This is a genomic window from Bacillota bacterium, from assembly GCA_040755295.1.
In the GTDB taxonomy this organism is placed as follows: domain Bacteria; phylum Bacillota; class Desulfotomaculia; order Desulfotomaculales; family Ammonificaceae; genus SURF-55.
The window spans coordinates 59098-83866 of sequence record JBFMBK010000008.1 but is presented as its reverse complement, the minus strand read 5'-3'; the positions used below and the strand labels follow the sequence as shown (position 1 = coordinate 83866).

34 protein-coding genes, 2 tRNA genes and 1 other RNA gene are annotated in these 24769 nt (G+C 48.8%); 30 read left to right on the top strand and 7 right to left on the bottom strand.

Annotated elements, in window-relative coordinates:
- Positions 1–29: 29 nt before the first annotated feature.
- A tRNA-Ile gene (locus AB1500_07745) sits at positions 30–105 on the top strand.
- Positions 106–290: 185 nt separating this feature from the next.
- A tRNA-Val gene (locus AB1500_07740) sits at positions 291–365 on the top strand.
- 130 nt (positions 366–495) lie between these two features.
- On the opposite strand, the gene AB1500_07735 is transcribed toward AB1500_07740, so the two are convergent.
- Complete coding sequence (locus AB1500_07735; GenBank protein MEW6183053.1) at positions 496–1668, bottom strand: tyrosine-type recombinase/integrase; 1173 nt, start codon at positions 1666–1668, stop codon at positions 496–498.
- Complete coding sequence (locus AB1500_07730; protein MEW6183052.1) at positions 1655–2470, bottom strand: hypothetical protein; 816 nt, start codon at positions 2468–2470, stop codon at positions 1655–1657. The genes AB1500_07735 and AB1500_07730 overlap by 14 nt, the downstream gene beginning before the upstream one ends.
- A gap of 106 nt (positions 2471–2576) precedes the next feature.
- On the opposite strand from AB1500_07730, the gene AB1500_07725 reads away from it, so the two are divergent.
- The 14 genes from AB1500_07725 (at position 2577) to AB1500_07660 (ending at position 11267) form a co-directional block, all read left to right on the top strand.
- Positions 2577–2792: a helix-turn-helix transcriptional regulator gene (locus AB1500_07725; GenBank protein MEW6183051.1), complete on the top strand. Its 216-nt coding sequence runs from the start codon at positions 2577–2579 to the stop codon at positions 2790–2792.
- Positions 2773–2955, top strand: coding sequence for a hypothetical protein (locus tag AB1500_07720; GenBank protein MEW6183050.1), 183 nt, complete (start codon positions 2773–2775; stop codon positions 2953–2955). The genes AB1500_07725 and AB1500_07720 overlap by 20 nt, the downstream gene beginning before the upstream one ends.
- Positions 2956–2970: 15 nt before the next feature.
- Positions 2971–3420, top strand: coding sequence for a hypothetical protein (locus AB1500_07715; protein MEW6183049.1), 450 nt, complete (start codon positions 2971–2973; stop codon positions 3418–3420).
- Between the two features lie 311 nt (positions 3421–3731).
- Positions 3732–4364, top strand: a complete 633-nt coding sequence (locus tag AB1500_07710; protein ID MEW6183048.1) for a hypothetical protein — start codon at positions 3732–3734, stop codon at positions 4362–4364.
- Between the two features lie 212 nt (positions 4365–4576).
- Positions 4577–4801, top strand: a complete 225-nt coding sequence (locus AB1500_07705; protein MEW6183047.1) for a hypothetical protein — start codon at positions 4577–4579, stop codon at positions 4799–4801.
- Entirely contained in the window at positions 4794–5312 is a 519-nt protein-coding gene (locus tag AB1500_07700) for a hypothetical protein (protein ID MEW6183046.1), read from the top strand. Before AB1500_07705 ends, AB1500_07700 begins: the two co-directional genes overlap by 8 nt.
- A gap of 2 nt (positions 5313–5314) precedes the next feature.
- Positions 5315–5860 carry a hypothetical protein gene (locus AB1500_07695; GenBank protein ID MEW6183045.1) on the top strand — a complete coding sequence of 182 codons (546 nt, stop codon included), beginning with the start codon at positions 5315–5317 and terminating at the stop codon, positions 5858–5860.
- Entirely contained in the window at positions 5853–6581 is a 729-nt protein-coding gene (locus tag AB1500_07690; GenBank protein MEW6183044.1) for a hypothetical protein, read from the top strand. The genes AB1500_07695 and AB1500_07690 overlap by 8 nt, the downstream gene beginning before the upstream one ends.
- Positions 6568–6951, top strand: a complete 384-nt coding sequence (locus tag AB1500_07685; protein ID MEW6183043.1) for an XkdF-like putative serine protease domain-containing protein — start codon at positions 6568–6570, stop codon at positions 6949–6951. The genes AB1500_07690 and AB1500_07685 overlap by 14 nt, the downstream gene beginning before the upstream one ends.
- The gene (locus AB1500_07680; protein ID MEW6183042.1) at positions 6951–7562 is read left to right on the top strand and encodes a hypothetical protein; all 612 of its coding nucleotides are present in this window, start codon (positions 6951–6953) and stop codon (positions 7560–7562) included. Before AB1500_07685 ends, AB1500_07680 begins: the two co-directional genes overlap by 1 nt.
- A 380-nt stretch (positions 7563–7942) precedes the next feature.
- Positions 7943–8227, top strand: coding sequence for a hypothetical protein (locus AB1500_07675; protein ID MEW6183041.1), 285 nt, complete (start codon positions 7943–7945; stop codon positions 8225–8227).
- Between the two features lie 104 nt (positions 8228–8331).
- Positions 8332–10275: a tape measure protein gene (locus AB1500_07670; GenBank protein ID MEW6183040.1), complete on the top strand. Its 1944-nt coding sequence runs from the start codon at positions 8332–8334 to the stop codon at positions 10273–10275.
- Positions 10276–10554: 279 nt separating this feature from the next.
- Positions 10555–10707, top strand: a complete 153-nt coding sequence (locus AB1500_07665) for a hypothetical protein (GenBank protein MEW6183039.1) — start codon at positions 10555–10557, stop codon at positions 10705–10707.
- Positions 10707–11267, top strand: a complete 561-nt coding sequence (locus AB1500_07660) for a hypothetical protein (GenBank protein ID MEW6183038.1) — start codon at positions 10707–10709, stop codon at positions 11265–11267. Before AB1500_07665 ends, AB1500_07660 begins: the two co-directional genes overlap by 1 nt.
- Positions 11268–11502: 235 nt before the next feature.
- Here AB1500_07660 and AB1500_07655 read toward each other — a convergent pair whose 3' ends face one another.
- A complete protein-coding gene (locus tag AB1500_07655; protein ID MEW6183037.1) occupies positions 11503–11808 on the bottom strand; it encodes a hypothetical protein in 306 nt (101 codons plus the stop codon).
- Positions 11809–12104: 296 nt separating this feature from the next.
- Here AB1500_07655 and AB1500_07650 point away from each other — a divergent pair, with 296 nt between their 5' ends.
- From AB1500_07650 to AB1500_07620, 7 genes are all read left to right on the top strand, one after another.
- Positions 12105–12287, top strand: a complete 183-nt coding sequence (locus tag AB1500_07650) for a helix-turn-helix domain-containing protein (protein ID MEW6183036.1) — start codon at positions 12105–12107, stop codon at positions 12285–12287.
- A 114-nt stretch (positions 12288–12401) separates the two neighbouring features.
- Positions 12402–12656, top strand: a complete 255-nt coding sequence (locus tag AB1500_07645) for a hypothetical protein (protein ID MEW6183035.1) — start codon at positions 12402–12404, stop codon at positions 12654–12656.
- Positions 12657–12670: 14 nt separating this feature from the next.
- Complete coding sequence (locus AB1500_07640) at positions 12671–13240, top strand: hypothetical protein (protein ID MEW6183034.1); 570 nt, start codon at positions 12671–12673, stop codon at positions 13238–13240.
- 527 nt (positions 13241–13767) lie between these two features.
- The gene (locus AB1500_07635) at positions 13768–14928 is read left to right on the top strand and encodes a Fic family protein (GenBank protein ID MEW6183033.1); all 1161 of its coding nucleotides are present in this window, start codon (positions 13768–13770) and stop codon (positions 14926–14928) included.
- Between the two features lie 268 nt (positions 14929–15196).
- Positions 15197–15658 carry a four-helix bundle copper-binding protein gene (locus AB1500_07630; GenBank protein ID MEW6183032.1) on the top strand — a complete coding sequence of 154 codons (462 nt, stop codon included), beginning with the start codon at positions 15197–15199 and terminating at the stop codon, positions 15656–15658.
- A 199-nt stretch (positions 15659–15857) separates the two neighbouring features.
- The gene (locus tag AB1500_07625) at positions 15858–16055 is read left to right on the top strand and encodes a ferredoxin (GenBank protein ID MEW6183031.1); all 198 of its coding nucleotides are present in this window, start codon (positions 15858–15860) and stop codon (positions 16053–16055) included.
- Positions 16056–16301: 246 nt separating this feature from the next.
- Positions 16302–16508, top strand: coding sequence for a hypothetical protein (locus AB1500_07620; protein MEW6183030.1), 207 nt, complete (start codon positions 16302–16304; stop codon positions 16506–16508).
- Positions 16509–16948: 440 nt separating this feature from the next.
- Here the strand turns inward: AB1500_07620 and AB1500_07615 are convergent, their stop codons facing one another.
- A complete protein-coding gene (locus AB1500_07615; GenBank protein MEW6183029.1) occupies positions 16949–18622 on the bottom strand; it encodes a glycosyl hydrolase family 18 protein in 1674 nt (557 codons plus the stop codon).
- 515 nt (positions 18623–19137) lie between these two features.
- Positions 19138–19668 (bottom strand): signal peptidase I, encoded by a 531-nt coding sequence (gene lepB, locus AB1500_07610; protein ID MEW6183028.1) that lies wholly within the window; start codon positions 19666–19668, stop codon positions 19138–19140.
- Between the two features lie 324 nt (positions 19669–19992).
- Here lepB and AB1500_07605 point away from each other — a divergent pair, with 324 nt between their 5' ends.
- A complete protein-coding gene (locus AB1500_07605) occupies positions 19993–20376 on the top strand; it encodes a hypothetical protein (protein ID MEW6183027.1) in 384 nt (127 codons plus the stop codon).
- 208 nt (positions 20377–20584) lie between these two features.
- Here the strand turns inward: AB1500_07605 and AB1500_07600 are convergent, their stop codons facing one another.
- On the bottom strand, positions 20585–20827 hold the full coding sequence (locus AB1500_07600) for a hypothetical protein (GenBank protein ID MEW6183026.1): 243 nt from the start codon (positions 20825–20827) through the stop codon (positions 20585–20587).
- Between the two features lie 221 nt (positions 20828–21048).
- On the opposite strand from AB1500_07600, the gene AB1500_07595 reads away from it, so the two are divergent.
- The gene (locus AB1500_07595) at positions 21049–21243 is read left to right on the top strand and encodes an aspartyl-phosphate phosphatase Spo0E family protein (protein MEW6183025.1); all 195 of its coding nucleotides are present in this window, start codon (positions 21049–21051) and stop codon (positions 21241–21243) included.
- A 37-nt stretch (positions 21244–21280) separates the two neighbouring features.
- Here AB1500_07595 and AB1500_07590 read toward each other — a convergent pair whose 3' ends face one another.
- Positions 21281–21628: a hypothetical protein gene (locus AB1500_07590; protein MEW6183024.1), complete on the bottom strand. Its 348-nt coding sequence runs from the start codon at positions 21626–21628 to the stop codon at positions 21281–21283.
- Positions 21629–21937: 309 nt separating this feature from the next.
- On the opposite strand from AB1500_07590, the gene AB1500_07585 reads away from it, so the two are divergent.
- From AB1500_07585 to AB1500_07565, 5 genes are all read left to right on the top strand, one after another.
- On the top strand, positions 21938–22072 hold the full coding sequence (locus AB1500_07585) for an aspartyl-phosphate phosphatase Spo0E family protein (protein ID MEW6183023.1): 135 nt from the start codon (positions 21938–21940) through the stop codon (positions 22070–22072).
- Between the two features lie 226 nt (positions 22073–22298).
- Positions 22299–23024 (top strand): class I SAM-dependent methyltransferase, encoded by a 726-nt coding sequence (locus tag AB1500_07580; protein ID MEW6183022.1) that lies wholly within the window; start codon positions 22299–22301, stop codon positions 23022–23024.
- A 26-nt stretch (positions 23025–23050) separates the two neighbouring features.
- An RNA gene (gene rnpB, locus AB1500_07575) (RNase P RNA component class A) lies at positions 23051–23484 on the top strand.
- A 317-nt stretch (positions 23485–23801) separates the two neighbouring features.
- Positions 23802–24014 carry a hypothetical protein gene (locus tag AB1500_07570; GenBank protein MEW6183021.1) on the top strand — a complete coding sequence of 71 codons (213 nt, stop codon included), beginning with the start codon at positions 23802–23804 and terminating at the stop codon, positions 24012–24014.
- A gap of 516 nt (positions 24015–24530) precedes the next feature.
- Positions 24531–24731, top strand: a complete 201-nt coding sequence (locus AB1500_07565) for a zinc-ribbon domain-containing protein (GenBank protein MEW6183020.1) — start codon at positions 24531–24533, stop codon at positions 24729–24731.
- The last annotated feature ends 38 nt before the right edge of the window (positions 24732–24769 follow it).

Below are 24769 nucleotides of genomic sequence, written 5' to 3'. Positions count from 1 at the left end.
ACCGGGCTTTATTTTTTATATAATGATATGGGCCCATAGCTCAGCGGTCAGAGCTGCCGGCTCATAACCGGTCGGTCCCAGGTTCGAATCCTGGTGGGCCCACCAACCTTAGAGGTCGGAGGCAAGAGGTCGGAGGTCAGAGACGGGACAGGAAGAAAGTCATCGCAGTTATTTTCCTTAAGCAATTTAGAGGTGAGAAGTGAGAGGTTAGAGGTTGGACAGAAATTCGGCAAAGCCGAATTTTTCCGTTAAAAACCTACCTCCAACATCGCACCTCCCACATCCCAAACGGGCGATTAGCTCAGGGGGAGAGCGCTTGCCTTACAAGCAAGATGTCGTAGGTTCAAATCCTACATCGCCCACCAGTTTGCAAGCACCGACAGCCCCGTTTGACGGGAATCTGACGGGAATAGAATAAAATAAAAACCGCCAGGAGTGCAAGTCCTGACGGTTGGTTCCTAGCGGTGAGACGGGTCCATTTTAGGACTCGTCTTTTTATTTCTCGCTTAACTTGGCTATTGCTTCCCGTTTGCGTTCAAGGGAACTGTGGCTGTAAACATCTAGAGTTAAACTGCTTTTCGCGTGTCCGAGAATGTCACTGGTGGTTTTAACATCAGCGCCGTTTTCAATAAGCCTGGTGGTGAAGGTATGGCGAAACTGGTGAGCCGTGACTTTTATCTTCGCTTCTTCGCACACCCTTTCTATTACCCGGTTAAAGTTCCGAGGCTGAAATGGTTCACCATTCCTTGCCGCGAATACTAAACCTTGATCGTTATACCCTGCCCCGGCCTTAAGCTTATTCTCCGCTTGCCGGACCTTCTGGGTTTTAAGGGCGGCTTCAGCCTTGGGCGTAAGCGGGATAACCCTGTTGGCCTTCTCTGTCTTCGGCTTATCAAACTTCATACCTGCCGTGGTTGTCTTGGTCAATCCCTGTTCTACATAAAGCAGTTTGTTTTCGAAGTCTACATTATCCCACCGTAAAGCCAGAAGTTCACCACGCCGCAGACCACTTTCCGCCAATACAGTAAAGGCAGGTTCCCATCGTTTCCACGGCCTTGTCTTAAGTATATCGAAGAATTTCTTTTCCTCGTCGGGTGTCAGGGCCTTACGCTCTTTAGATGTGAGCATGGGTAGCTCCACGTCCTGACTGACGTTGACCGCAACTTTCTTAAGCTTTCTTGCTTTTTCGAGTCCTCCGTGGATCACTTGGTGAATATACCGGACGGTCCGGGTGGAAAGCCCTGAATCCTCTTTGTCGTTGTACAGTTTTTGTAAGTGTGTGGTTGTGAGGTTTTTGAGCAGAATACCTCCAACCGTAGACTTAATGTGCTTTTCCAGCATTGTCTTGTAGGATTCAAACGTTGTCGGGCGCAACTTACGTTTTTTGTATACGTTAAGCCATTCCTGAAGCCAGTCGTAGAGCGTCTCCTTTGACGGCTTAACGTATGTCCCCTGTGACCGCTGGCTTGCTACCTCCCGCAGTTGATCCTGTACCTCTGTACGGCTGGCACCGTAACACCGATATATATCCTTCCCCTGCTTAACTTCCCCCGTCTTTTTGTCAACTACTTCCTTCCACCCAACAAACAATTCCCCACACCAACGATTTTCTCCCTCCCGGTGGTAGATAGTTCCCTCACCTGCACCACGTTTCTTACGCTTTGTCATTGTCTTTTTCCTCCTTTGGTTTACGGTATTTTCTCTGCCGATATGCTAATGCACACTTTGATTCTTTTTTGGGATCAGTTGGGGGACAATACTTCTCTCTCTTACTCTGCCGTATAAAGTAACTACCGCAGAACTTACACTTACCTAATTCGCCTCCTTCAGCAATATCCATAAGCATCCAGTAAATAGCTTGTATTAGTGTTGGCACCTTAAATTTGCTTTTGATTGTTAAATCCGGTGTTACTATTGCTTCTCTCCCAACAGTAAGCACGTTGTAAGTTAATAGCTTGCTGATAATATTAGCCATCAACCTTAATTCTTTATTAGCATCCTTACTGTTTATTTCCCATTGCCAAAGCACCGACTTGTCGATTAACCCACCCACAAACCCTATATAGGTATTGCCTGTTTTTTCATCTTCCACGGTTAACGTTTCGATAAAGTCATGGGCGTCTTCTCGTGCGCATTCTACCCCAAATTCATCTTCATCTTCATTTTTGAAATCCAAAGCAACCTGATAATTTTGCAGTATTTCCAAAATTGCAAAGATCAAGCGAACGTTCCGGGCATGTGCCCATATCCAGCTAACCGGATCAGCTTGCTTGTGCTGATAGCCTAACGAACCCCATTTCAGCGCGAACCGTTCAACGGCTCTTGTATCGCCTTCGCCGAGTCTCCCAAACTCATTGACTATTGCCGTATGCTCTAGCGGGTTATAGGTACGCTTGACATTACCCGAAGGCGTCAGGACACCGTCTATTACTTTGTATCTTTCGTACACTTGCAAGTCTAAGAACTCCATTTTTTCACCTCGTGTAACGGTATACATAACGATAAGCTAACTTTACGTCACGGTAAGCGCTTGCTATCATTATATTATAGAAGAAAATTAGCGTCAAGGGGGTAGTATGGTGAAATATTTAAAGTTGCTTCGAGTGCTCAGCGGGATGACGCAAAAGCAGCTTGCAGCAAAAACAGGGATCTCAGCACCCGCGATAAGCAGTATCGAGCGCGGTTACATGCGGCCTTATCCTGCGTGGCGGAAGCGGCTGTCAGCGGTTTTTGAAGTGCAAGAAGAAGTTCTTTTTGCGGAGGTTAAGGACGATGCAAAAGCAAGCTTATAAAGCACGTGAGTACGCAGAAATAATGAGCTATTCAGTGAGTTTTGTTCACAAGCTTATAACTGCGAATAAAATTCCAATTTTGCGCGTTGAAAGAAGCGTAAGAATCCCCGCCTGGTTTGTTGAGCAACAGATCGAAAAAACGAAAAACCCCGGGCAGGGCTAAGGAACCATACAAAAAATGGCGAAGCGTCGAAAAACTAGCATTGACGGGTTTGAGACATACCCAGGTAATCCGGGCAATTTTATTTCTCTTTATTTTAAAATGATAGATTCCCTGGCATGGCAGCAGTTGACAGCACGCGACATTCAGCTTTATATCATGCTTCGCCGTAAATATCAGAGAAAGGTTGTTAAGGGGAAAGTGGAACAGAGCAATAAGAACGATATTTCAATGCCTAAAAGCGAGTACCTGAAAGTTATGAATCAACGCATGTTTGAAAAATCCATAGATCATTTAATCGAATTGGGTTTTGTCTATCTCGTTGAGAACAATTATGCGGAACGAAAATGCAACATTTACGGGTTATCCGATTATTGGACGCTCTACGGCAAGCCTGAGTTTAACGTCAAACCGGAACATAGACGGACTTTGAAACAGAGAATCGAGGCAGAAGAAAACGAGAGTTGAGTTTTCACTGTACACTATTCAGCATACTGACAGTACATCATTTAGCATACTGTCAGGGTCAATTTAGGCGTTTCGCTATCAGCAACAGTATGTCAAATAGTGTACTGTAAAAAAGCATTATGAAGTCTTGAAAGTTAACAGCGGCGCGAGTTTAAAGCTCTTTTACAACCAAATAGTAAAAAACTGTCAACAGTATGCTAAATAGTGTCTCCTTTCTATATCTACCAGGTATACCGGTCTCGGAGGAGGGTCGAGCGGGAGAAAACCCAAGCGATTAAGGTAGCTAAATTAAGAAGAAGGAGCGGACGCAAATGAGAAAAGGTAAAAAGTTAGAGTTGGTTTCTTGCAAGAAGAGTTACAAGGCTAGTTATAAATTGGTCTTGTGTAAAAACGAAGGCCCGCATAATGGTGATTGTGGTATTTGCGGTCAGCCAGTTGACCCTGTTTTGGATTACGCTATTTTTGACCCCGACCTTCTTTTAAGTAAACAGCCGGTATGCGATAAATGCGTAGACGCGGTTGACCCTGTTTTACTAAGGTTGCGGGATATATACCTAAAGGCGGCCGGTATGGTTATTAAGGAAGCGCAGAATGATCCTTACCAACATTACAAGCCAGCAGTGATTGACGCTTTAACGCAGTTTTCAGGGCGGGATTATAAACACCTCGAAGCATTACCCGATCCGTTTCATTGGTCTTACTGCCCTGTTTGCAGGCGGGGGGATCGTCAGTACCTTAATATACGCAAAGATCATTGGGGTTACTGCGAGGTATGTATAATCAAGTGGCACATTGGTACTAATTTGTTCAGTTCTTGGCAGGAAGAAACACCGGAAGTCTGGCGGCGCAATAAAAAATTCCTGGAAGAGTATGGCCGGTTAAGTGACGATGATGAAATGGCGTCATTTCAAGGTGCGCGGCGCTTCGGACACCCACGAACGTAATGAACACTTGCTTAATGAGCAAGTGACACCGCTTAGAGGCGTAAGACTTTGCTAGACGTTGAAGGGAATAGCTGACAGGAACCAAGCCCGAACTTTTGTCGCAATATGAACATATGTCCGTAATTATGCGGTGGCGTCGGTATTTCGACGGTGGTGGTTCGGACGGCAAAACCGAACTTCTACCGAACTTAAAACAAGGAGGTTTACAGCAGATGAAATTCTGGGAAATTGAAAAGCCGGTCGAGGTTGCAACCCCCTACTGTGAAATGCGTTACTATGAGGCCACGGGCAAGTTGGAGGTTACTCGGATTCGCAGACTTGACGACGGCGAGCGGCGGAAAACGGTGACGCTCGATATCCGCGATTGCGAGCGTCCGGAGATCAAGGCCCTATTACAAAAAGTCTTCGTTAATTGGGGCGTGTTTAAAGGTGTCTAAATCTGGCGGTCCGGTGACACCGGAGGGACGGCAGAAGGCGCTTGAGAACCTTATGCAATACTCGAATAAACCGGCAAAGCGTGATCGGCATGGCGTCCACAGCTTGACTTTATGGCAGGCTGAAACGCAGGCAATAGCGTCACAGATCAAGCAGTTATTAGAGGCTGAGGGTGCTACCTGGATACGTGAGAGTGATAACGTGACGATCACCTGTCTTGCTTTGTGTCTGCGGCGTCTTAGCCGCATAGGAGAGTACCTGCAAAAAGCTACGTTGACAAATAAGCGCGGACAAACAAGACCGTTGGTGCATCTCGAATTGCAATACTTAACCCAGGCGGAGGGATTAGCAAATAGCTTGGGATTAAGTCCGCAGAGTAGGGTTAAGTTAGGCGTCGAGTTGTCTAGCATCGGGAAAAATCTCAGCGAGACTCAGCTTAATCTAGCGTCTTTGTCGGTAGAGGAGTTGAAGCAACTTGAGGCGATACTCGTTAAAGCAGAAGGAGGTGTTTAGCGGTGGGAGGTGGCGGTCCACGCACTGAGGCAGGTAAACGTCGTAGCCTCGTTAATCTTACCCAATTCAGTGGCAAGCGTACCCACGACATGAGCGGAGTATACAGTTTGACGCCTGCAACCCCACAGGTAAGCGAACTGGCACAGACGATTAAGGAGCAGTTGGAGGCCGACAAAGCTGTCTGGGTGCAGGAGAGCGATCAGACGAGCGTCGGCTTATTAGCACTGTGTCTAGCGAAGATTCGAAAAATCGAGCAATACCTTTCGAAGTCTGGTTCGTTCACGAATAGGCACGGTGAAATCAAGCCGGTGCAATCATTACAGTTGCAACTTATCCGACAGGCGGAATCCCTAGCAAACAGTTTGGGATTAAGTCCCAAAAGCAGGTTTCAGTTTGGCCTAACAGTGGCCGTGACTGAGGCCGCAGAAGCCACAGGCGCGCGTGAGCGTGTTATAAGCAAGTTAGACGTTATCGGGGAGCGCTTGCGTGCTGCAGCGGGGTCTGTGGTGGATGCTGAGTTAATAGAAAGGAGTGATACAGTTGACTAATATCGACGAGATCAACGTCAGATTCGATACCGAGATCGAGACGTTGCTTACCAAGCAAGACGAGTTACGAAAGCAAATTAGCGACAATGAGACGCGGGCGCGGGACATTGACAAGCAACGCGAGGCATTGTTGTACGCGTCAATCATTGAGCAAGCTCCCGCAGCACAAGACCAGGCGCGGGAGTTGAGGAAGCAGGCTTTCGAGTTGGTTAGCGAAGCCGATGATTTGCAGAAAATCATCAACCAACTTGAGGCACGGATTCGCGAATGTACGCGCCAGCGCGAGGCCGAAATACTGGACTTACACAAACAGACCTTTCGCAAAAAGGCGGTCGAGCGGGCGGCCCTGGCCGAGCGAATAGCCGACAATATACACTGCTTGGCCGAAAATCATGTGATGTACCGATCGCTTGCCGCAGAAATGTACGAGCTATCACGTCTATGTGGACACCGGCGCGGCGATCTGTACTCCAAGGACATATTGCTGAACACCTTAACAGCTAAATTACAAGGTATTATACCAGTGCAGACTGCGACAGTGTTCAAAGACCCTGATGTCGATTTCGCTTCCGTCGACCGCGAAATCCTGAGTTATTACATGCGGGATGCAAAAATTGAACTACCGGACGGCTGGACAATGCCGGAACCGACACCATCCCGACGGCGCCTGTCGTTAGCGGCGGCAGAAGAGGAGGTGAAGACGGCTAATGAAGCTAATTAAAACCGATGCGGACCGCAATCTTGTATTTGGTTGGGCAAGCGTTGCGATACGTAAGGACGGCGATCCGGTAGTCGATATGCAGCAAGAGATTGTCGATGTTTCAGCTTTGGAAGATGCGGCCTATGCCTTTGTCCTTAAATTCCGTAAGACGGGCGTTGAACATGCCGGGGAAGCCGTGGGCGAACTGGTGGAGAGCTTCATGGTGACACCGGAAAAACTTGCTAAAATGGGTTTACCGGCGAACGCACTGCCCACAGGGTGGTGGGTAGGGTTCCACGTATCGGACGATGCGGTATTTAGTCAGGTAAAATCAGGTGCATATTCCATGTTCTCGATTCAGGGCCAAGCAAAACGAAAGGAAGTGTTATAATGGCTAAAACACTATTCGAAATGACGATTAATCGAGTTGATTTAGTCGGGAAGGGCGCAAATCCCGACGCACACATTATGTTATTCAAATCTGACGACGTCGCTAAACGAGATATCATGAACCCAAACCCGAAGGACCAAGCTTGGAACGACCTACTGACGGACTTTGAGGACTGGAAAAATACAACATACGATCTGCCGCGTAATTTTTCCATTATAAGCCGGGAACAACAGTTGTGCCAGTATCTGCAAACAAATAGGGGCCGTAAACAGTACATGACCTACGTCGACACAGACCCCAGGGGTCCGGCTGTCAACCCGCAAACAAACATAGGCGTTACCCCGGACGATGCACAGTTTGCGCGATCCGCCAAATCGCAGGCGTTTATCGGCATTGACCTATTGGCGCAGCGGTTCAAAAAGGCAAATCCTGGCACGACTTTAGAGGCGTGCTATGTAAAAGTACTAACAACACCGGAAGGAGCCGAATTATACAGCATTTCCGACTTTCCGGGCGCTGAGCGCGACATGCTTCAACTAGAAAAGTCCAACAACCCGCTGCACCGGCGTTTAATGGACGCCTTGAAGGCCGCTGAGAACGCGGCAATTTGAGGGGGTAAGTTAAGTGCTTAGACGTTCAAGAGTAGTCAAGAACACCCAGCGCGGACAAACGTCGATCAGTGCCACTAATACGACAACCACAACCGACGTTGCCATTTCTGAAGTAGACCTCACAAAAATACGACTGATTACTTCGGGAACGGGTATGGCGATAGACGGCGGTGTTGCTAATGGACAGGGATACGTGACCGCATATTTAACATCGTCAACAAATCTACGAGTGGTTGCTTACTCTAATAACGGCACACTTACCGCCCACAGCGTCGTTGGGTGGGAAATTATCGAATATTACTAAGTCACTCCGAGGGGAAAAATTTGCAAGCTGGGGGGCTTGCCACTTTCTTTTAAAAGAAAAGCGAGGTGAAAAAAACGTGGAAAGCCCAATTAAATTCCAAGTTCTTCCTGGAATGGATACAGAAACAATTCAAGTGATAGCAGCCTTCAGTGCGGGTGCCAGCGGTGAGGAAGTTGCGGCGATATTTCCCATCATGCCACGCGATCAGAGGATCTTGCTGTTCGAGTCAGTGAAACTTTGGCGCAAAGAGTCGATTAGATTCGTTGATGAACAGATAAACAATTTACAAAAGCAACGCAAAGCGGTTCTTGTGGCGACTGCGGATACCTACAAAGCGGCCAGGGCGTTAATCAACATTTAAGGCTTAAGTACACTGAATAAAACGGGGATTTGAGGCGGTGGGGGCCGCCTGGGCGTGAGCTTGGGCGGTTTTTTTATTTACCAGGAAAGATGAGGTGATATAACATGGACGTAGGAAAATTACGGGTACTTTTAGGTGCTGACATTTCGGACTTTACCCGCAAAATGGCCGAAGCGGAAGCGCAAACATCACGTTTGCAAAGGGCATTCGCCCTTGGTCCGGCCACAGCGAGTTCAAAAATGCTTGCCGGCGGACTTCTTGCATTAGGAGCAGCGACGGGAGTAGCCGCAGGGGGTGCTGTGAAGATGGCGGCTGAGTATGAGCAGAGCAAAACGGCGTTTACGACACTCTTGGGCAGCGGTAAAGAGGCTGAAAAGTTCCTCAAGGACCTGTCTGATTTTGCTTCTAAGACACCGTTCGAGTTGCCCGGCCTGGAGGATTCCAGTAGGCGGCTCCTGGCCTTCGGTTTTTCGGCAGAAAAAATAATCCCGATGATGACAAATATAGGCAATGCTGTTTCGGCACTAGGCGGCGGCAAGGCTGAAATAGACCGTGTAACTTTGGCTTTGGGCCAGATGGCCGCGAAAGGTAAAATCTCAGCCGAAGAAATGAACCAACTGAACGAACTTGGTGTTAAATCCTGGGACATGGTCGCTAAAGCAATCGGCGTATCTGTACCCGAGGCTATGAAGATGGCAGAGCAAGGTATGATTACCGGCCAGCAGGGTATTGACGCTGTCTTGAAAGGCATGGCCGAAAGGTTCGGCGGTGCGATGGATAAGCAGTCCAAGACCTTAATAGGCCGGTGGTCGAATCTAAAAGACAATATAAGCCAGATGATGCGTCCTCTTGGCGAGGAAATTATTAAGGCTTTCAACCTGGGACCGGCTTTGGACAACATAAATAAGTGGCTTGGTGAAATAAAAACGGCTCTTGAAAAAGGGGGTTTGAAGGGCGCATTAGCAGAGCTGTTCCCTGAAGATTTGCAAAAGAAAATAGTGATTATCGGCGGTGCTATTGCCGGTGCTTTAGTTCCGGCCATAGTAGCGTTTGGTACTTCTGTAGCGGCGGCCATGATTCCCTTGGCACCATTTATGTTGGCAGGTGCGGCGGTTGCAGCCTTGGCTTATACAATCTACAAAAACTGGGATAAAATCGGCGACTTCTTTAAAAACATCTGGACTACAGTTAAGGACTTTACCGTGAATGCAGTTCAAGCCATTGTCGGTTTTGTGCAGGAAAACTGGCCGTTAATTATTAGTATCATCCTTGGGCCGTTTGGCATTATTATCAGCGCAATTATTAGCAATTGGGAAACAATCCGAGACGCCACAACAGCGGCGTGGGAGGCGATCACCGGGGCGCTGTCCACGGCGTGGGAGGCGATCACCGGCTTGGCAACAACCGCGTGGACGGGACTCAAGGACTTCTTTAAAAAGTGGGGCGACGAAATCTTGCAAATCGCCGTTGGACCTGTCGGTTGGGCATCATTGTTAAGTCAGCATTTAGGTGGTATTTGGGAGAGCATAAAACAGGGCTTCGCCGATGCGTGGAACGGCATTAAAACTATAGCCGAATCTGTCTGGCGCGGCATCGTGGACACTATTAAAGGCGGAATAAACTCGGTAATCGGCCTGATTAACAGATTTATCGCGGCTTTTAACAGCATTAAAATCAAAGTACCGGAAGTACAGATTCCACTTGACGGCACGGTGGGTGGCTGGACGGTGGGTATGCCACAGATACCTACTATTCCCTATTTGGCCGAAGGCGCGTTGGTAAAAAGTCCTACCCTTGCCATGATCGGTGAGAAGGGTCCAGAGATAGTTGCACCATTCCAAAAGTTTATGGACATGATTGCGCCGAAATTAGCGTTTGAGGGCGCGGGTGCTCCAGTAACGGACTATCCCATATCAACAAAACGCGGTACGACGATCAATCATATCACCATCACCGGCAACAGTATCTCATCGGACATGGACATTCACCGCATTGGCGAATTGCTTGTACGCGAGCTTAAACGCACAGGAGTGACCGCCGGAATATAAATGCAAAAAAGGGCCGGGGTAAGGTATTCAAGTAGGCCAAGACGCGGTGCCTCATTCGGGAGAGCTTAAAGGCTCTTGGTGCCGCTAGGAAAATTAAAGTCCTCCCAGTCTTAGAACGAAGAATATTCTAAGGCATATTGCTATTTGCCAACTTGCAAAATTTTATTGCATTTTATATTCTACCGGGTTAACATTTATTTAGGATCACTTTAAGTGATAAATGCGTATAATATTGTCGAAAAATCTTTAAATTTGTTATTAAAGGAGGGAGTGAGGCGTATGGCTACTCAGGTCGCACCCACGCCGGTTTTGAAGGGTAAGGATGCCCGAGAGGTTTACGAAGACATGAAGCGGAAGCCTACGCCCCAAGAAATCCGGGAAGCGGAAAAAAGAGAGTTGTTGTTCAAGAATGTCAAAAGACGAGGATTTTAGTGCTTGGTTATAAATTTGAATTAAAAAATGTAGAACTTGCTAAATTATCCGAAGAAGATTTGCCCAATGTAGCTCGGTTTGATTGCGGAGAGGACGAAATAAACCATTTTCTAAAAGACGAGGCACTAGAAGAACAGGACGGTGGTCTTAATGTCACCGTCCTTCTTTATTATGGGGAGCGTAATCATCGGTGGAATATGTTTAGAAACTTCATTTATAAAAAACATATAGCCAAATTAAAGCTCATAGGTTTCTATTCTATATGTGCTGATGCAATTCTATTGACTGAAGAAGAAAGAGACGATATTCCTTATGCTGTAGCTCCTGCCCTTAAGATTGCAAGATTAGGAGTTGACAAAAGTGAGCAAGGCCGCTGGTTTGGAGTATTTATGATCGAATATGTTAAACGGGAAGCGAAAAGGTTAAGAAATGAACTTGGCATTCGTTTCGTAACACTGGATGCTTACCTTAATAACGTAGAGTACTATAAAAGGTTTGGTTTCGTAATCAATGAACGTAATAAAAGAAAAAACATCATAAGCATGCGAGCAAGATTTTAAAGAAGACCGAGTGTGTAAAATAAATTGTGCTTCTGCTCTTTCCGAAAGTACAATAATACGGAAAGGCAGGAAGGCAAATGGAAAAGAAGAAACTGGTATCCCGCGAACAACTCAAGCAGTTTATCAAAGCGAAGGCCGGGGCGTCTAACCCCGGCCTTCGCGCTTCTATCGTCTACCTTCCGGTCAAGGCGCGGCTTATATCTTTGGCCATTCGCTCGGCGGCATTCGCGGTTCTTTATTCCTCTTTATTGCCGCGATCAGGGTACTGGTTCAACTCTTTAATCAGCGCGAAGCAATCCCGCATACCCTGCCGGTAAACATGCTCTGCGGAAATAATCCCCTGCTGGTTGCGGGCAGCCTCGTAGTCGAGGAAGAATTGCCATCCTTCGTCAGACAGCTCTTTTTGAAGCTTGTCTTCGGCCTCGCGTATTTCCTTGTCGTATTCTTTAAACTCCGGATCGTCTGCGGCAGCGGCCATCCCTACTTCAACGGTTCTCTTATTAACAAGTTTTAAGAAATCTATGGAGAATGATTCGGGCATTTGCTCTTTACCTCCCCATGAAGGATTTTTGGGTACGGTTGCCGAATCCTTTACCCCGGCAGCGGGTGTTCCAGCTTACGGTGTACCCGCTTCCCGGTGGCCCGGACTTTGTTCCGGGCTTGTTCGCTTTCAGGGGACATATATCACCTCCTTAAATTCCATGTAACGCCACTAATTACGCTGTTACCCTATAAACTATCATATAAGCCCTTAGTGGTCAATAGGTTAATAAGGGAATATGTTGTATTTTTAGATAGTTAGTGGTATTATGAGGACAAGGAGGGAATGAAAAAGGAATGAAGGAATTACTTACACCGCAGGAAGCGGCACGAATACTTAAAATTCATGTAAGAACGGTCTACGCTCATTTACGATCCGGTAAATTACCTGGGGCTAAAATTGGCGATAACTGGCGCATCAAGCAGGAAGACTTAGAAAAGTTTATCGAGGAAGCGAAAAAACGACCAACGAACAAATAACAGCCACGCTCCAAGATCGCCTACAAGGGGCTTCTAACTAACTGGCGGGTATCTTACCATTACCCGGCAGCGTAGAAGGGGCACCACGGCAGAGCAGGAAGGGGGTTAGTTAATTTGATTTATACAACTATCGTTTGTAAAGCTTTTGATTGCCCCGTCTGGAATATCAAGGTATATATAGAAGGGAAATACCAACTCCCGCCAGATAGAGATTTAAAAAAGCCAGCAACCTTAATGCACACTGAATGCCCTATTCGTAAACAAAAGCCAGGGAATGTAGATTTTGACGGAATGCTCTGCAGGCGATCTTATAAAGAATGTGATTGTTTTAATATTTTACCTCGGAAAATTAAATATCCTTATGTTTAGTAAGGAGACAAGGGATGGAAATCATAATCGACATACCAGAAGATGAATGGGATTCTGAAACACCTCTGGGTGTAAAACAATCGTTTATTGCCGGAATATTGGAAGAATTAAAGCCAATTTCAACAGAAATTAAGGTAAAACCAAAAGACATAGGATGGGGTTCTAATTGGCCCGTCATTTTACTATTAATTGGGAACCTTTTTCTGCAAGGGAGAAATATCAATGAAGCTGTAGATGGCTGGATCGGCCTAGCCCGCAAGTTTGTTAGATGTCTAGATAAAATCAGAGGTAAGGCTGGTGTTACATTGGTTTCCCGAGAAGCTGCCAAGTTAATAGCGTTGGATCACATGTCAAAAAACAAGGTCATAAAAGAGCTGAAAGAAAAAGATGGGAATACCATAATTGTTATCGGCCAAGAAAATGTTGCGAAGGGATTAGCTTCATCCCCCCTAAGCCTTTATGTATTCTTTTTTATCGTAAACAGGGAGAGTGTTTATATCATAGGGGTAAGATCGGTGGGGAAAATAGAATTTTCATATGAAATGGACCTTGAAACGGATAAGTTTCTGGAAAGATATTCATAGGAAAGTATATTCTTAGATGCCTAAAAGGAGCCGCGACACAGGATGTTGTGACCTTATTTTTCTAGACGGTTACGTTAATGGAGGGAGCGGAATCCTTGAAATGGCATAACAACCGACTTTCGGGATTTATTTCTGACGGTAATAACTGACGGGAATGGGGATAAAAAACTATATAAACTATGGACACTATGGACACTGAAAGCCGCATTATACCGTTCTATGATACGCTATGGACGAGCCTTTTTTGCCTTACAAGCAAGATGTCGTAGGTTCAAATCCTACATCGCCCACCAGAAAAATATCAAGACTTCCGAGTGTCGGAGGTCTTAATTTATTTATCGGTTTGGCCTTACCTTACCCTTAGGCACGATGAATACCAAACCTTAATAGGGACTGATTTGAAAAAACGATATTGCATTATGAGTCTCTAAGCCTTTATTATAGTTTTAGCTCTAAAACTATAATAAAGAATTAAATATTATACTGAACTATAATTAGGATTTGTATAACTCTAAAGGAAGGGTAAAGTGAAACCTGAAGATTTCTCTAGTTCTGCCGCAGGGCGCGTCGTGCGCACATTGGAAGGTCGTTGGGCGTTTATTCCAAATCCATTACCGCTTTCCACAAATTTAGAGCCAGATGTAATATACGCGCTCTCCGAAGCGGACCGAGCTGTAGGTGAACTTGCGGGAATGGGCCGGATGCTTCCCAATCCTCATTTGCTGATTAAGCCATTTATGCGGCGAGAGGCAGTGCTTTCCTCTCGTATCGAGGGAACACGCGCATCTCTGTCCGATCTTTATGCCTTTGAAGCGGTTCAAGCACGTTTATGGGATCGTGAGCCTAACAGCGATGTTAATGAAGTTGTTAATTACGTCTACGCTCTTGAACATGCTTTAGCACTTCTAATTAAACTTCCCGTTAGCCTCAGATTAATTCGTGAAACTCATTCCAAGCTTCTCGAAGGAGTTCGAGGGGGGACTCGTAACCCAGGGGAATTTCGACGTTCGCAAAATTGGATTGGGCCTCCTGGTTGTACCCTGGAGAAAGCATCTTTTGTACCACCTCCACCAAATGAAATATTGAGTGCTCTTGATAAATTGGAACAGTTTTTTTATCAAAGCACTAGTATACCACCACTTATTCGCCTGGCAATGATCCATTATCAGTTCGAGGCTATCCATCCTTTTCTTGATGGGAATGGCAGACTGGGTCGTATGATCATTGTACTGCTATCGTGCGCCTGGGGCCTTTTACCTCAACCGTTGTTATATATAAGCGCTTTCTTTGAAGCTAATCGAGAGTTCTATTATGACCTTCTTCAGGCTGTAAGTACAAGAGGGGCTTGGAATGAATGGTTTCTCTTTTTTTTAAAGGGTGTAGAAAGGCAATCACGAGATGCACTAGTCCGAGCCAAGCGTCTACAAGACCTTCAGGAGGGATACTATGAAAGATTTAAGACATCTCGCTCCCCAAGCACAGTATTCAGACTAGTAGACCTATTGTTTCAAAGCCCTGTTATTACCATCCCCAAAGCGAGTAAATACATAGGGACTACATATATGCCGGCAAGCCACCATGTAAGGGAATTTATAAAAGCTGGTATTTTACGAGAAGTTGGCGGGAGGTCCCGTAACCGGCTTTACATAGCGAATGAGATCCTGGATACGGTGGAGGGCGCGTTATAAGTATTCCTAAAAACCAACCGATGCCGAATAACCATCAACCGAGGACTTCCTGGTATTATTAACAGGTTAATATCGGCGTGTTGGCAGCAAGTTCAAATCCTACATCGCCCACCAGAAAGGATTTAGGAGACTCCCTGTTTCGGGAGTCTTGCTTTTTTGGGGTGCATCCCGGTTGAAAATGACGCGGTGTCGCGAAAACCTCCGGTGTGAACCAGAAAGTCCCTGCTGGCATATAATGGTTTAACAACAAAAGAAAGGAGAGTTGAGAGTGCCGGAATATTCTTTGGAGAATATTTTTTACCCGATCGATTCCTACGGCCGCGTGTTAAGAACCGTTCAAGATTGCGAGGCCGTATGCGAGAACACGTTTACCGCGGTTCTTGCAAGATACGGTCACCATCAAGAGGGGAGGGCGATGCAGCTTCAGTTGTTGCGTGATTGTGCGGACATCTGTACTCTGACCGCGAAGTTCATCGCTCGCTGCAGCATGTTCGCAAGGCATCTCGCCGCTTTATGCGCCGAAATCTGCGATGTCTGTGGCAAGCATTGCCTGCGGCATCGCGATCACGAGTCGCAACACTGCGGCCGGGTCTGCCTGAACTGTGCAAAAGAATGCCGGTCTTTCGCCGGAATGCCCTACCCTTATTCCGAAGCAGGCTATCCCCCACCCGGTTATGCCGACCCGGCAGGTATGTATACACAATCAGAACAAACAGAAAAAAAGAAATAATCCGATACGGTACAGGCGGTGGATGACGGGCTTAATCTTGGCCCGTTTTTTTTTAATCTGTGTCCGGATCGTCAGATCCCGCCCGTTGCGACTTGTATGATAGTTGCACAGTCAGTGGACAAGTCCTGATATAAAGGAAAATAAAGATTTACGGCGAAATGCCAAGTTATATTCCCAAGAAAACAGGAGGTATTCAGCCATGGCTCGCATCCCTTACATCGAGACGAGTGAGTGTGAGGCTTGCGGCACCTGCGAGGCTATATGTCCGGAGGTGTTCAAGCTGAATGAAGAACTGGGTTGCGCCCAGGTGCTTAATCCAACCGGCGCCGGTGAGGACGCCATCCAGGAGGCTATCGATTCATGCCCGCCGGGTTGCATCAGTTGGGTGGAAGGTTAAATATGAAAGATGTTTTGCGTAATGACTGCGTATCCCTCACTTGAAGAGGAGGCTCCCGATTTTTGGTGTTTAATAATTATCCACAAAAAATTATATAGAAACTAAAATCAGGCAGACTATTGCCGATGATATGAGTAAGGAACGCTCTTTCACAAATCTATCACCGCCTAATTTGGAGTGCCATATTATACCAAAAGCACATCGTGCGACAGGTCAGTTACGGTGATAAGCGAGGAGGTTCCCACGATGGCGAGACAGCCTGATTTTGAGATGCACCTTAAGTTTTACTGCCTGCCTAACGGTAACTATGAAAGTGAGATCACCTCGACGATCCAGGTGGAAGAATGGGAAAAGATCCGTTTTCTGAGCAAGCTGGTTGACGCCCTGATCGAAAGGGCTTACCGGCCTAGGGCCCGCAGGTTCAAGGTGATAAACGGAGGTCTGGCACAATAAAAACACGAATTGTAAAAGGGCGGAAGAGGTTGGCGGGCAGTAACGGCGGATGTTCTTGGTGTTACAGACATCCAATACCAAGCCTTTACGCGGAAAAGGCCTGGCTTAATTAAATACGGCGCAGCACTCGAAAAAAGCCTTAAACGGAGGCGGCCTGCAGGCCGCCTCTCTGTATTTAACAGACAAGGATTTTACCTCTTGGTGCTTGGCTGACGTAACGCGGCGGGAAGCAAGCAGAGCAAGAAAAAATAGCCTGGCGGCATCTACGGACTGGGCCAAGCGACTAAGGAGAAAAGGGTAAATTGGTCAAGGAGTATCCAAACGAACCTAAAAATGAAGAGATGCGGACTTAAAACCATTACGGCAGAGTCTAAGAAAAGCAGTCCTGAGGGGCTGCCTTTCTTATGGTAAAGGTGGAAGCCCGGTTGCGTGCCGCCGTTCTAATTCAGCTTTTCCGCCACAGCCTGCCAGAAGCTGTCGTCCTCATAGCCCAGGCGCCAGATGCCTATTCCCATCAGGCCGTACTTGTTGACCAGATCGAATTTGAGTCGTGCGGAATCGGCGTTTTCGTACCAGACCTCATGTTTTACGCGGCCCGCGTAGTAAGTGAAGTACGGTTCGCAGGCGGTGCTGTCCCACTGCGGCTGAGCGTTATAGGCGTTGATCAACGAACTGACCGACTTATAGGTCACAATGGAGGTTGTGGACGAAGTCCAGTCGTAACCGTAGGTTGGGATCCCAAGCAATGTCTTTTCCTTGGGGATTACGCTGACGGCGTATTTTATTACGTTTTCCACCCACGGCAGCGAGGCGATCGGTCCGGGTGTTCCGCCGAACCAGTGCTCGTCGTACGTCATGAGCTGGACCCAGTCGGCGGACGCGCCTATGGCGGCGTAGTCGAATGCGCCCGACCATGCCGCGGTGGGTACGTCCGCGGTTTTCGCGGGAATGGAGACGGTTGTCAGGCAGCCGAGGGGCTGGAGCGCAGCTTTGAACTCCCGGACCAGCGCGGTGTAATAGCTGCGGTCCGAGGGGGGCACATTTTCGAGGTCGATGTTGACTCCCTTATACCCTTTGCCTTTAAGAATGTCTACCATGTTCTGGACCAGCCTCTGCCGGCTGGCGGTGTTTGACAGGAGGTTGTGCGCGCCGGCGGCGTCAAAGCCTTCGTTGCGGTAGTTGTGAATCAGGGCCAGAGGAACGGCGCCCCTGTTTAACGCCAGATTTACGCCGTCCGTCGGGGTTGTGCCGGTGACGTTTCCGCTCCCGTCGACAAGAAAGGTGAAGGTGGCGATGCTGTTAATCCGGCTGCCATACGCGCTCAGGGAGTTGAAGGAGTCTGCATCTCCCGGGTAGTCAACCGTGTAATAGCCCAGCACGTGGCGGGCGGTCGCCGGCGGAGGCGACGGCGTGGAAGGCGCGGGGATGACAATGGTCTGCCCGACCTGCAGGTTGTTCGGGTCCACGCCCGGGTTGGCCGCTATCAAACTTTCCACGGAGACGTTAAAGCTGAGGGCGATTTTGGAATACGTATCGCCGGGCTGAATCATGTATGTTGTTCCCCCGGAGGGCGGGGAAGGCGGTTCCGGCGGAGGCGGCGGCGTGGAAGGCGCGGGGATGACAATGGTCTGCCCGACCTGCAGGTTGTTCGGGTCCACGCCCGGGTTGGCCGCCATCAAGCTTTCTACAGAAACATTAAAACCTAGGGCAATGGTGTAAAAGGTATCGCCGGGCTGAATCACGTACGTTGTTCCCCCGGAGGGTGGGGAAGGCGGTTCCGGAAGAGGCGGCGGCGGTGCCGGGTTAGTCAACTGGTATATTTTATCGTAGTCGTCCTGGTCGACAATGCCGTCGGCTGGTAATTGATTTGCCTTTTGAAAGGAGAGCACGCCGTTCCTTGTTTTCTTGTCAAAATATCCGGAAATGCGGCTGTTATAATAACCCCAGTTTTTTAAACAGCTTTGAAGCTGCTTTACGTCGCTGCCCGACATACCCGTCGATAAAGTCCGGCTGCCGAAAGGAACGGTTGTTTCAGCCGAAGCAGGTATTGTCGCGGCTAACCACATCAGGATGGCGAAGATCAGCGAGAACATCAAGGACAGGGATTTCTTCATCCGTTACTCCTCCTGCGTCGAGTAGTTGTTCAACATTACCTGCCCCGGTAGTTTGTGCCGGTTCCCCTCCTCCCTTTAAAACACATATTTTTACTACCGTGTTAATACCTTCAAATTGATTCTACCAAAGGGCGGTATATTTTGACTATCCGCAAAAGGTCCTGAAAGTCTGGGACTAGAGTCTGTTTTACAACGAAAGATTAATTTACTAATTCCGGCGAAAATAACCGCAGGTGTGGGGCACGTGAGGTAATTGAGGTGTGAAATGGATGTTGCGCGGGAGCGGTTATAGTTTCGAGATAGGTCGCGGCTTTCGACCTTGAATCCCGAACTAGGGATTTTGGACTATTTTCCCCTGTAGATTTCGGCCGTGCAAGATTTCCTGTATAAATAAAAAGCCCGGGGCCGCCGCACCGGGTCTTTTGAAAAACCATTTATGTCAGTTTTCCACCGATTTATTTGTTTTGACAACCAACTCTTGAGACTTTAAACCTTGAACTTTGAACCTTGAACCATTATTTCGGCAGGCCGCCTATCTTTTTCAGGGGATAGATCCGGACCAGGGCGCGTCCGACCACTCTGTCCTCGGACAAGAACCCCCATTCCCGGCTGTCGTAGCTGTTGCCGCGGTTGTCCCCCATGACGAATATTGAACCCTCCGGTACTATAAGGGGCGCGAAGGAGATCGCCGGATGCGGGCCTATATAACCTTCGGCAAGGGAAACCCCGTTGATATACACCGTACCGTTCAGCATTTCCACCCTATCTCCCGGAAGCCCGATCACGCGTTTAACATAATCGACTTGAGAATGGGCGGCCGGAGGGGGGTCAAATATCACGACGTCGCCCCGGTCAAATCCCGCCACCCGGAAGCTCAGCTTTTCCACGAGTAAAAGATCGCCGTTTTCCAGTGTAGGCATCATGGAAGGCCCCAGGATCACCCGCGCTTCCGCGACGTAGGTCCTCAGCAGGAGCGACAGCATGGCTGCTATTAAAACCACCTTCAGATTTGACCAGATGAATTCAAGGAAACTCTTCAGCTTCAACCGCACCTCTTTCCAAACAACAACAATCCGCCGTAACTAATATTGTATCAGAATTAGGTATAAAACCGCCGATTCCTTCTTTATTAACCTGCCGGTGAAGCTCATTTCACCGGGGCTCTATCGCGGGTGAAAGAATCGTATATTCAGGCATCCCAATTGTTTAGGCGCGGCGATATGAGAGGTGTGAAGTGAGATGTAGGAGATGAGAATCAAAATAATCTGACCGCAAAGGGATAATTGTAGTTCGTTTTAGCATCATCTGGTAAAATTAGAGCAATGAATGAAGTCAGGAGTGTTTGGCTTGAAGAGGAAGGAGATGTACCTGTGAGAAAATGCAAATGCTGCGGCCAATGCTGTACCGCGTTCTATACTCAACTGGATTCCGAAGCGCTTTTAAAAAAGGCGCTGGAAGACGAAGCTCTGGGGTTGACGATGCTTGAGAGCGACGCTGTTTTTATTGTCCGCCACTGCAGACGTTTGACCCCTGAGGAAGCGCGTGCGCGCTCCCCCGCAGTTGTTGGTTCTCCGGGCTGGCCGAACGGTCATTACTGGGCTTGCGAGTACCTGAACCACGACAGGCTGTGCCAGCTTCAATTAGACTCCGGCACAAAGCCGCGGATCTGCCGGGAATATCCCTGGTACGGAGGCGGTCCGCAAGCGAAAAGATGGCTGCTGCCGGGTTGCGGTTACAGTGAGATCCCGGAATAAGCAGGCCCTAAGGCGTCAGGACTGGTCGTCAAGCTGGTTGATAAACAGGTTGCGCATGTCGTCGCCGGTTATCGAAGAGGTTCCCCGGTCGGGGTGGTTTGGGCTGCACCGATATGATGGGCCTGTTTAGAAACGGGTTTGAATCTACAGGCGGCCTTTAAAAATAAAAGCCGCCACCGGCGGCAAGGAATCATAAGCAGGTTCCTCTTTACTCTTCATCTCCAAGGTCTTCTTCATATAAGCCCGTCCTGACTGTATCCTCGGCTTCCTCGCGCGTATCGTGATAAGAAACCCCGGAAGGTTCGGCGTCTTCCCATACGGCCCAGCGGCCGTCAGGGAGGTTTGTGATATAAGAAGCGGAACCATATCCTTCATCGAGAGATTCTGAAGCGTCGTCCAAGGCATCGGCGTCCCTGAAGCCTAGTTTGCGGGCAAATTCACCCCGGTCCATCTTTCCCCTCCTTCCATTACCGCATCTGTTATAGGTTTTACGGTAAGTGCGTTTTACAGAATAAATGTTGACTCTTTTTTGGTTTTTTATTCAGAATTTTTTCGAAACCTAACCTTCTGCCCGGCTGATAGAAAGCCGTTGAATTTTTTCGAGGTCTTTTCCAGTAAAGAATAATAAACCTCAGTCCGAATAGAGAAAGGAGAGGCGGGATTTGTAACTTCATGGCTTATTCAATTTCTGAACGCAAAATATTGACGCGTATCGAGGACCTGCGCAGGGGTCTGTGTGATTTGGTAACCGTCAAAGGGCTTGCCGATCAGGAGGTTGCGGAGGCCAGCCGGGCTTTAGACGCCATGATTAACAAGTACTACCGGTTGGTGGAGGAAAGCAAGAATAAAGGAAAAAGCCGCCGGTGAGGCGGCTTATGTATGAGTGTTAATAGGTCGTCCATAATCAATGAACAGAGATAAACCAGGATAAGACGTTCCCATCCTCGGCGCTCCTGGTGCTTTTGGCGGTATCTTCGCCGGTCTGCATCGACTCCACGGCCCGCGCGCTGATTTCCAACAGCTTCAGCGAGGCGTGGCAGAGTTCCGCTGTACCGCACCTGTTCCTCTCGAGGACCTCCAGCAACTGGGGGACAATGTGTTCGTCGAATGCCGTGTTGTATTCGTCCCAGGCGGTTCCCTTTTTCTCTTCGGGAACTTTTTCGGTTACGGCAAGATACGCGTGGATACTTCCCTGAATCACAAGGTAAAGTTCATGAATGAATTTTTGGGTCAACATTTTTAACTTTTGCATGACGCACTTCCCCTTTCTCCGGCAACCATTTTGTCCAGCGCTGATGGCAGCCACTTCGGGTCGCGGTGCGTTCGGTTCTTAAACAAATAATCGGCCGAAACCGTTTGCTCTTTACCGGAATGTCTCATGTATACAATATTAAAAGCAACGGAGCCTACCCGACGGCGAGCAGCCGTCCGTTTTCGGGCGCCGGTTCTATTGAAGACGGTTTTACTGCAGCCGCGGCGGCCTTTTTACGCCCGCTTCACGCTTAGTGTATCTTGTCAGCTCATCAAGTTAATGCTATCCGGTGGGCTTGGAGGGGGTACGATGGAGCTTAGAGAAATCTTGAAGAAGATCGAAGATTTGCGCCGCGGATTGGAAGAATTGGTGAAGGTCAGGGGTATAAGGGATCCGGAGGTTGCAACGGCAAGCCGGATGCTTGACGCGGTTTTGAATGAATAACACCGGTTGTTGAAGGGGAGGGTAATGGAGTAAGAGGCCGGGCTTGAAGCGATGTTGTAGGATATTTTCTAAAGTAAAACCGTCGGTATGAACCAGGCGGTTTTTTGTGTTCGGATTGTTTTTCATTTGGTCCTTGAATTAGAATTAAGTAATGGTTGAGAGATTCAACAGTCACCGAAACACCAAGCGGCTGAATGGTTATAGGCCTGCCGCCTGCGGCAGTTAGATGCAACCTGAGGGGGTTAATACTATTTTCAGCCTGCATCCCCGCCTTAAAACAACGGCCGGGCTAGTCCCGGTGACGCGGTGTGTGGCGGACATCGGCACTGACCACGCGCTTCTGCCTCTTTACCTGATTGGCAGGGGGGTTGCAGCGCGGGCGATAGCCGTGGAGAAGAAGGCGGGACCGGCCGCGGCTGCACGGCGCGCCGTGGCGGCAGCGGGGCTGGAGGAACGGATTGAGGTCCGGACCGGGGACGGTCTGGCGGCGCTTTCCGCCGGCGAGGTCCAGGTAATTGTGATCGCGGGCCTGGGCGGGGAGACGATTGCGGCGATACTCGAAGCGGGCGCGGCGACGGCGCGGGACGCAGGATGGTTGGTCCTGCAGCCCATGAACCGCGCTGCCTTCGTACGCCGCTGGCTGGCTGCCAACGGTTGGCGGATTGAGGCGGAGGAATTGGTCGAGGAGCGGAAAAGGCTTTACCAGGCGATTGCGGCGGCGCCGGGCGGGGGGCGGGAGCTAAGCCGGCTGGAGGAAGAGGCCGGGCCCGTTCTTCTGTCCCGCGGACACCCGCTGCTGGGAAGGTTGCTCGAATCGATCGAGGCGCGGTACCGGTATGAGTTGGAAGGGCTTTATCATTCCGTACGCGAGGAAACTGAAGCCCGAAAGGAAGAGCTGCTGGAGCGGCTTGCGGAAATCCGACGCGTTACGGCCCGCATTTGCAATAAATAAGACAGAGGGTTATACTTAATAAAGGGTAAGTAAACCGGGTGGTCGCGGGCACAAGCGCCGAAAGGCCGTGCCTGAGGAAAGTCCGAGCTCCGCAGGGCAGGGTGCTGGGTAACACCCAGCGGGGGCGACCCCAGGGAAAGTGCCACAGAAATGTAGACCGTCCAGCACTCAACCCGGTGGTTGAAAGGCTGCCTTTGAGTTGGGAGTGTTATGTGGCTGAAAGGTAGACTTAACGACTCTAGAGTTGAGTGCTGGATAAGGGTGCAACGGTGCGGTAAGAGCGCACCAGCGGCCGGGTGACCGGCCGGCTAGGTAAACCCCATCCGGAGCAAGACCGCATAGGGGGACCATGGAGCGGCCCGCTCCGTCCCCGGGTAGGTTGCTTGAGGCACCCGGGTAACCGGTGTCCTAGAGAAATGACCATCCAAGACAGAACTCGGCTTACAGGTTTGCTTACCCGCGCCGAATCGCGCTATAATCCGCGGTTCGGCTTATTTATTTGCGACTTAAGAAGGAGTTACAGCGCAGCAAAAGCCGCAAACCGTTTAACTGATGATTTGAGGACCAATCGGATAAACCGTGCTACCAACCAACATGGCCGCCCTGCATAACGCTTTCCCGGACCCAGCGAGAAGTGACTGAAGCCGTCTTCCTGGACGGCATGAAAGTTACGCGGACGCGCACGGTCACGGCAGTTTTGCGAATTACGTCAGGAAAATAAGACCAGCCTGGCGAAAAAAGTCAAGTGTTAATGATTTATTAAAATAAGGTGACGGTTTGAGCGACATTCCATGCCCGCAAAGACTTGTTCTTATCCGTTACGACGTTCAACTCAGCGCCGGGCGGCAGGGTCTTTCCCTGCCGCCCTACAAGGGTTCTACCTTCCGCGGCGGTTTCGCCGAAACGGTAGCATCGATAACCCCGACGACAAGGGGACTGAAAGCAAGGCCGTACCGCGCCACCAACTTATCCATCTCTGGTTGCAGGTAGCACCGATAACCCCGACGACAAGGGGACTGAAAGAGCCTCAACTATGCCATCTGCCTGATTTTCTAAAGGGTCGGCTTGAAACCTCTTCATATCCTTATGCGTCGTTCAATTCGCCACCCAGCATATAGGATTAAGACAAATTATTCGTTATAAAAGGTCTTCTAATGACGGATAATGGCAATTATGCGACGTTCACAGCGAGCTTGATTAGGTCAACGATCCTAAGGAGCGGCGGTGTCTTTTGCGCCGGCTGAAAGAATTGCAGTACCTTCAGCTCTGGCAGTTGGAGAAGGTGTAGAGGCAATAGGGAAAGTGCCTGCCGGGACCTGTTTATGGTAAATATAGGAGTTGCTTACTAAGTTGGAAACATGGTATAATCATATTGTCTCGACAAGGTTGAACTACTTTCAGCTAATTGAACCATCTCTCCGGGATCTCGCATCCGGAACGGTTGTTTTAAACTGGCCGGAGTTGCCAAAAACTTAGGGGCAAAGCATTAAAAGGAGGGATGATTTGGTGTTTTCTGATAAGACGTTGAGATGTGGCGAGTGTGGAGAAAACTTCACATTCACCGCCGGCGAGCAGGAGTTCTTCGCGACCGAGGGGTTTGAGAACAAACCTACATGGTGCCGCACCTGCCGGGCGATCCGTAAAAATAACAGCCGCGGTTATAGTCTGTATTTGTCAATTAAAAGGTTGCATACCCTAATGACGTAAAACTTGACGGCTCTAAGCCGGTTTACTACAGTAAGCAC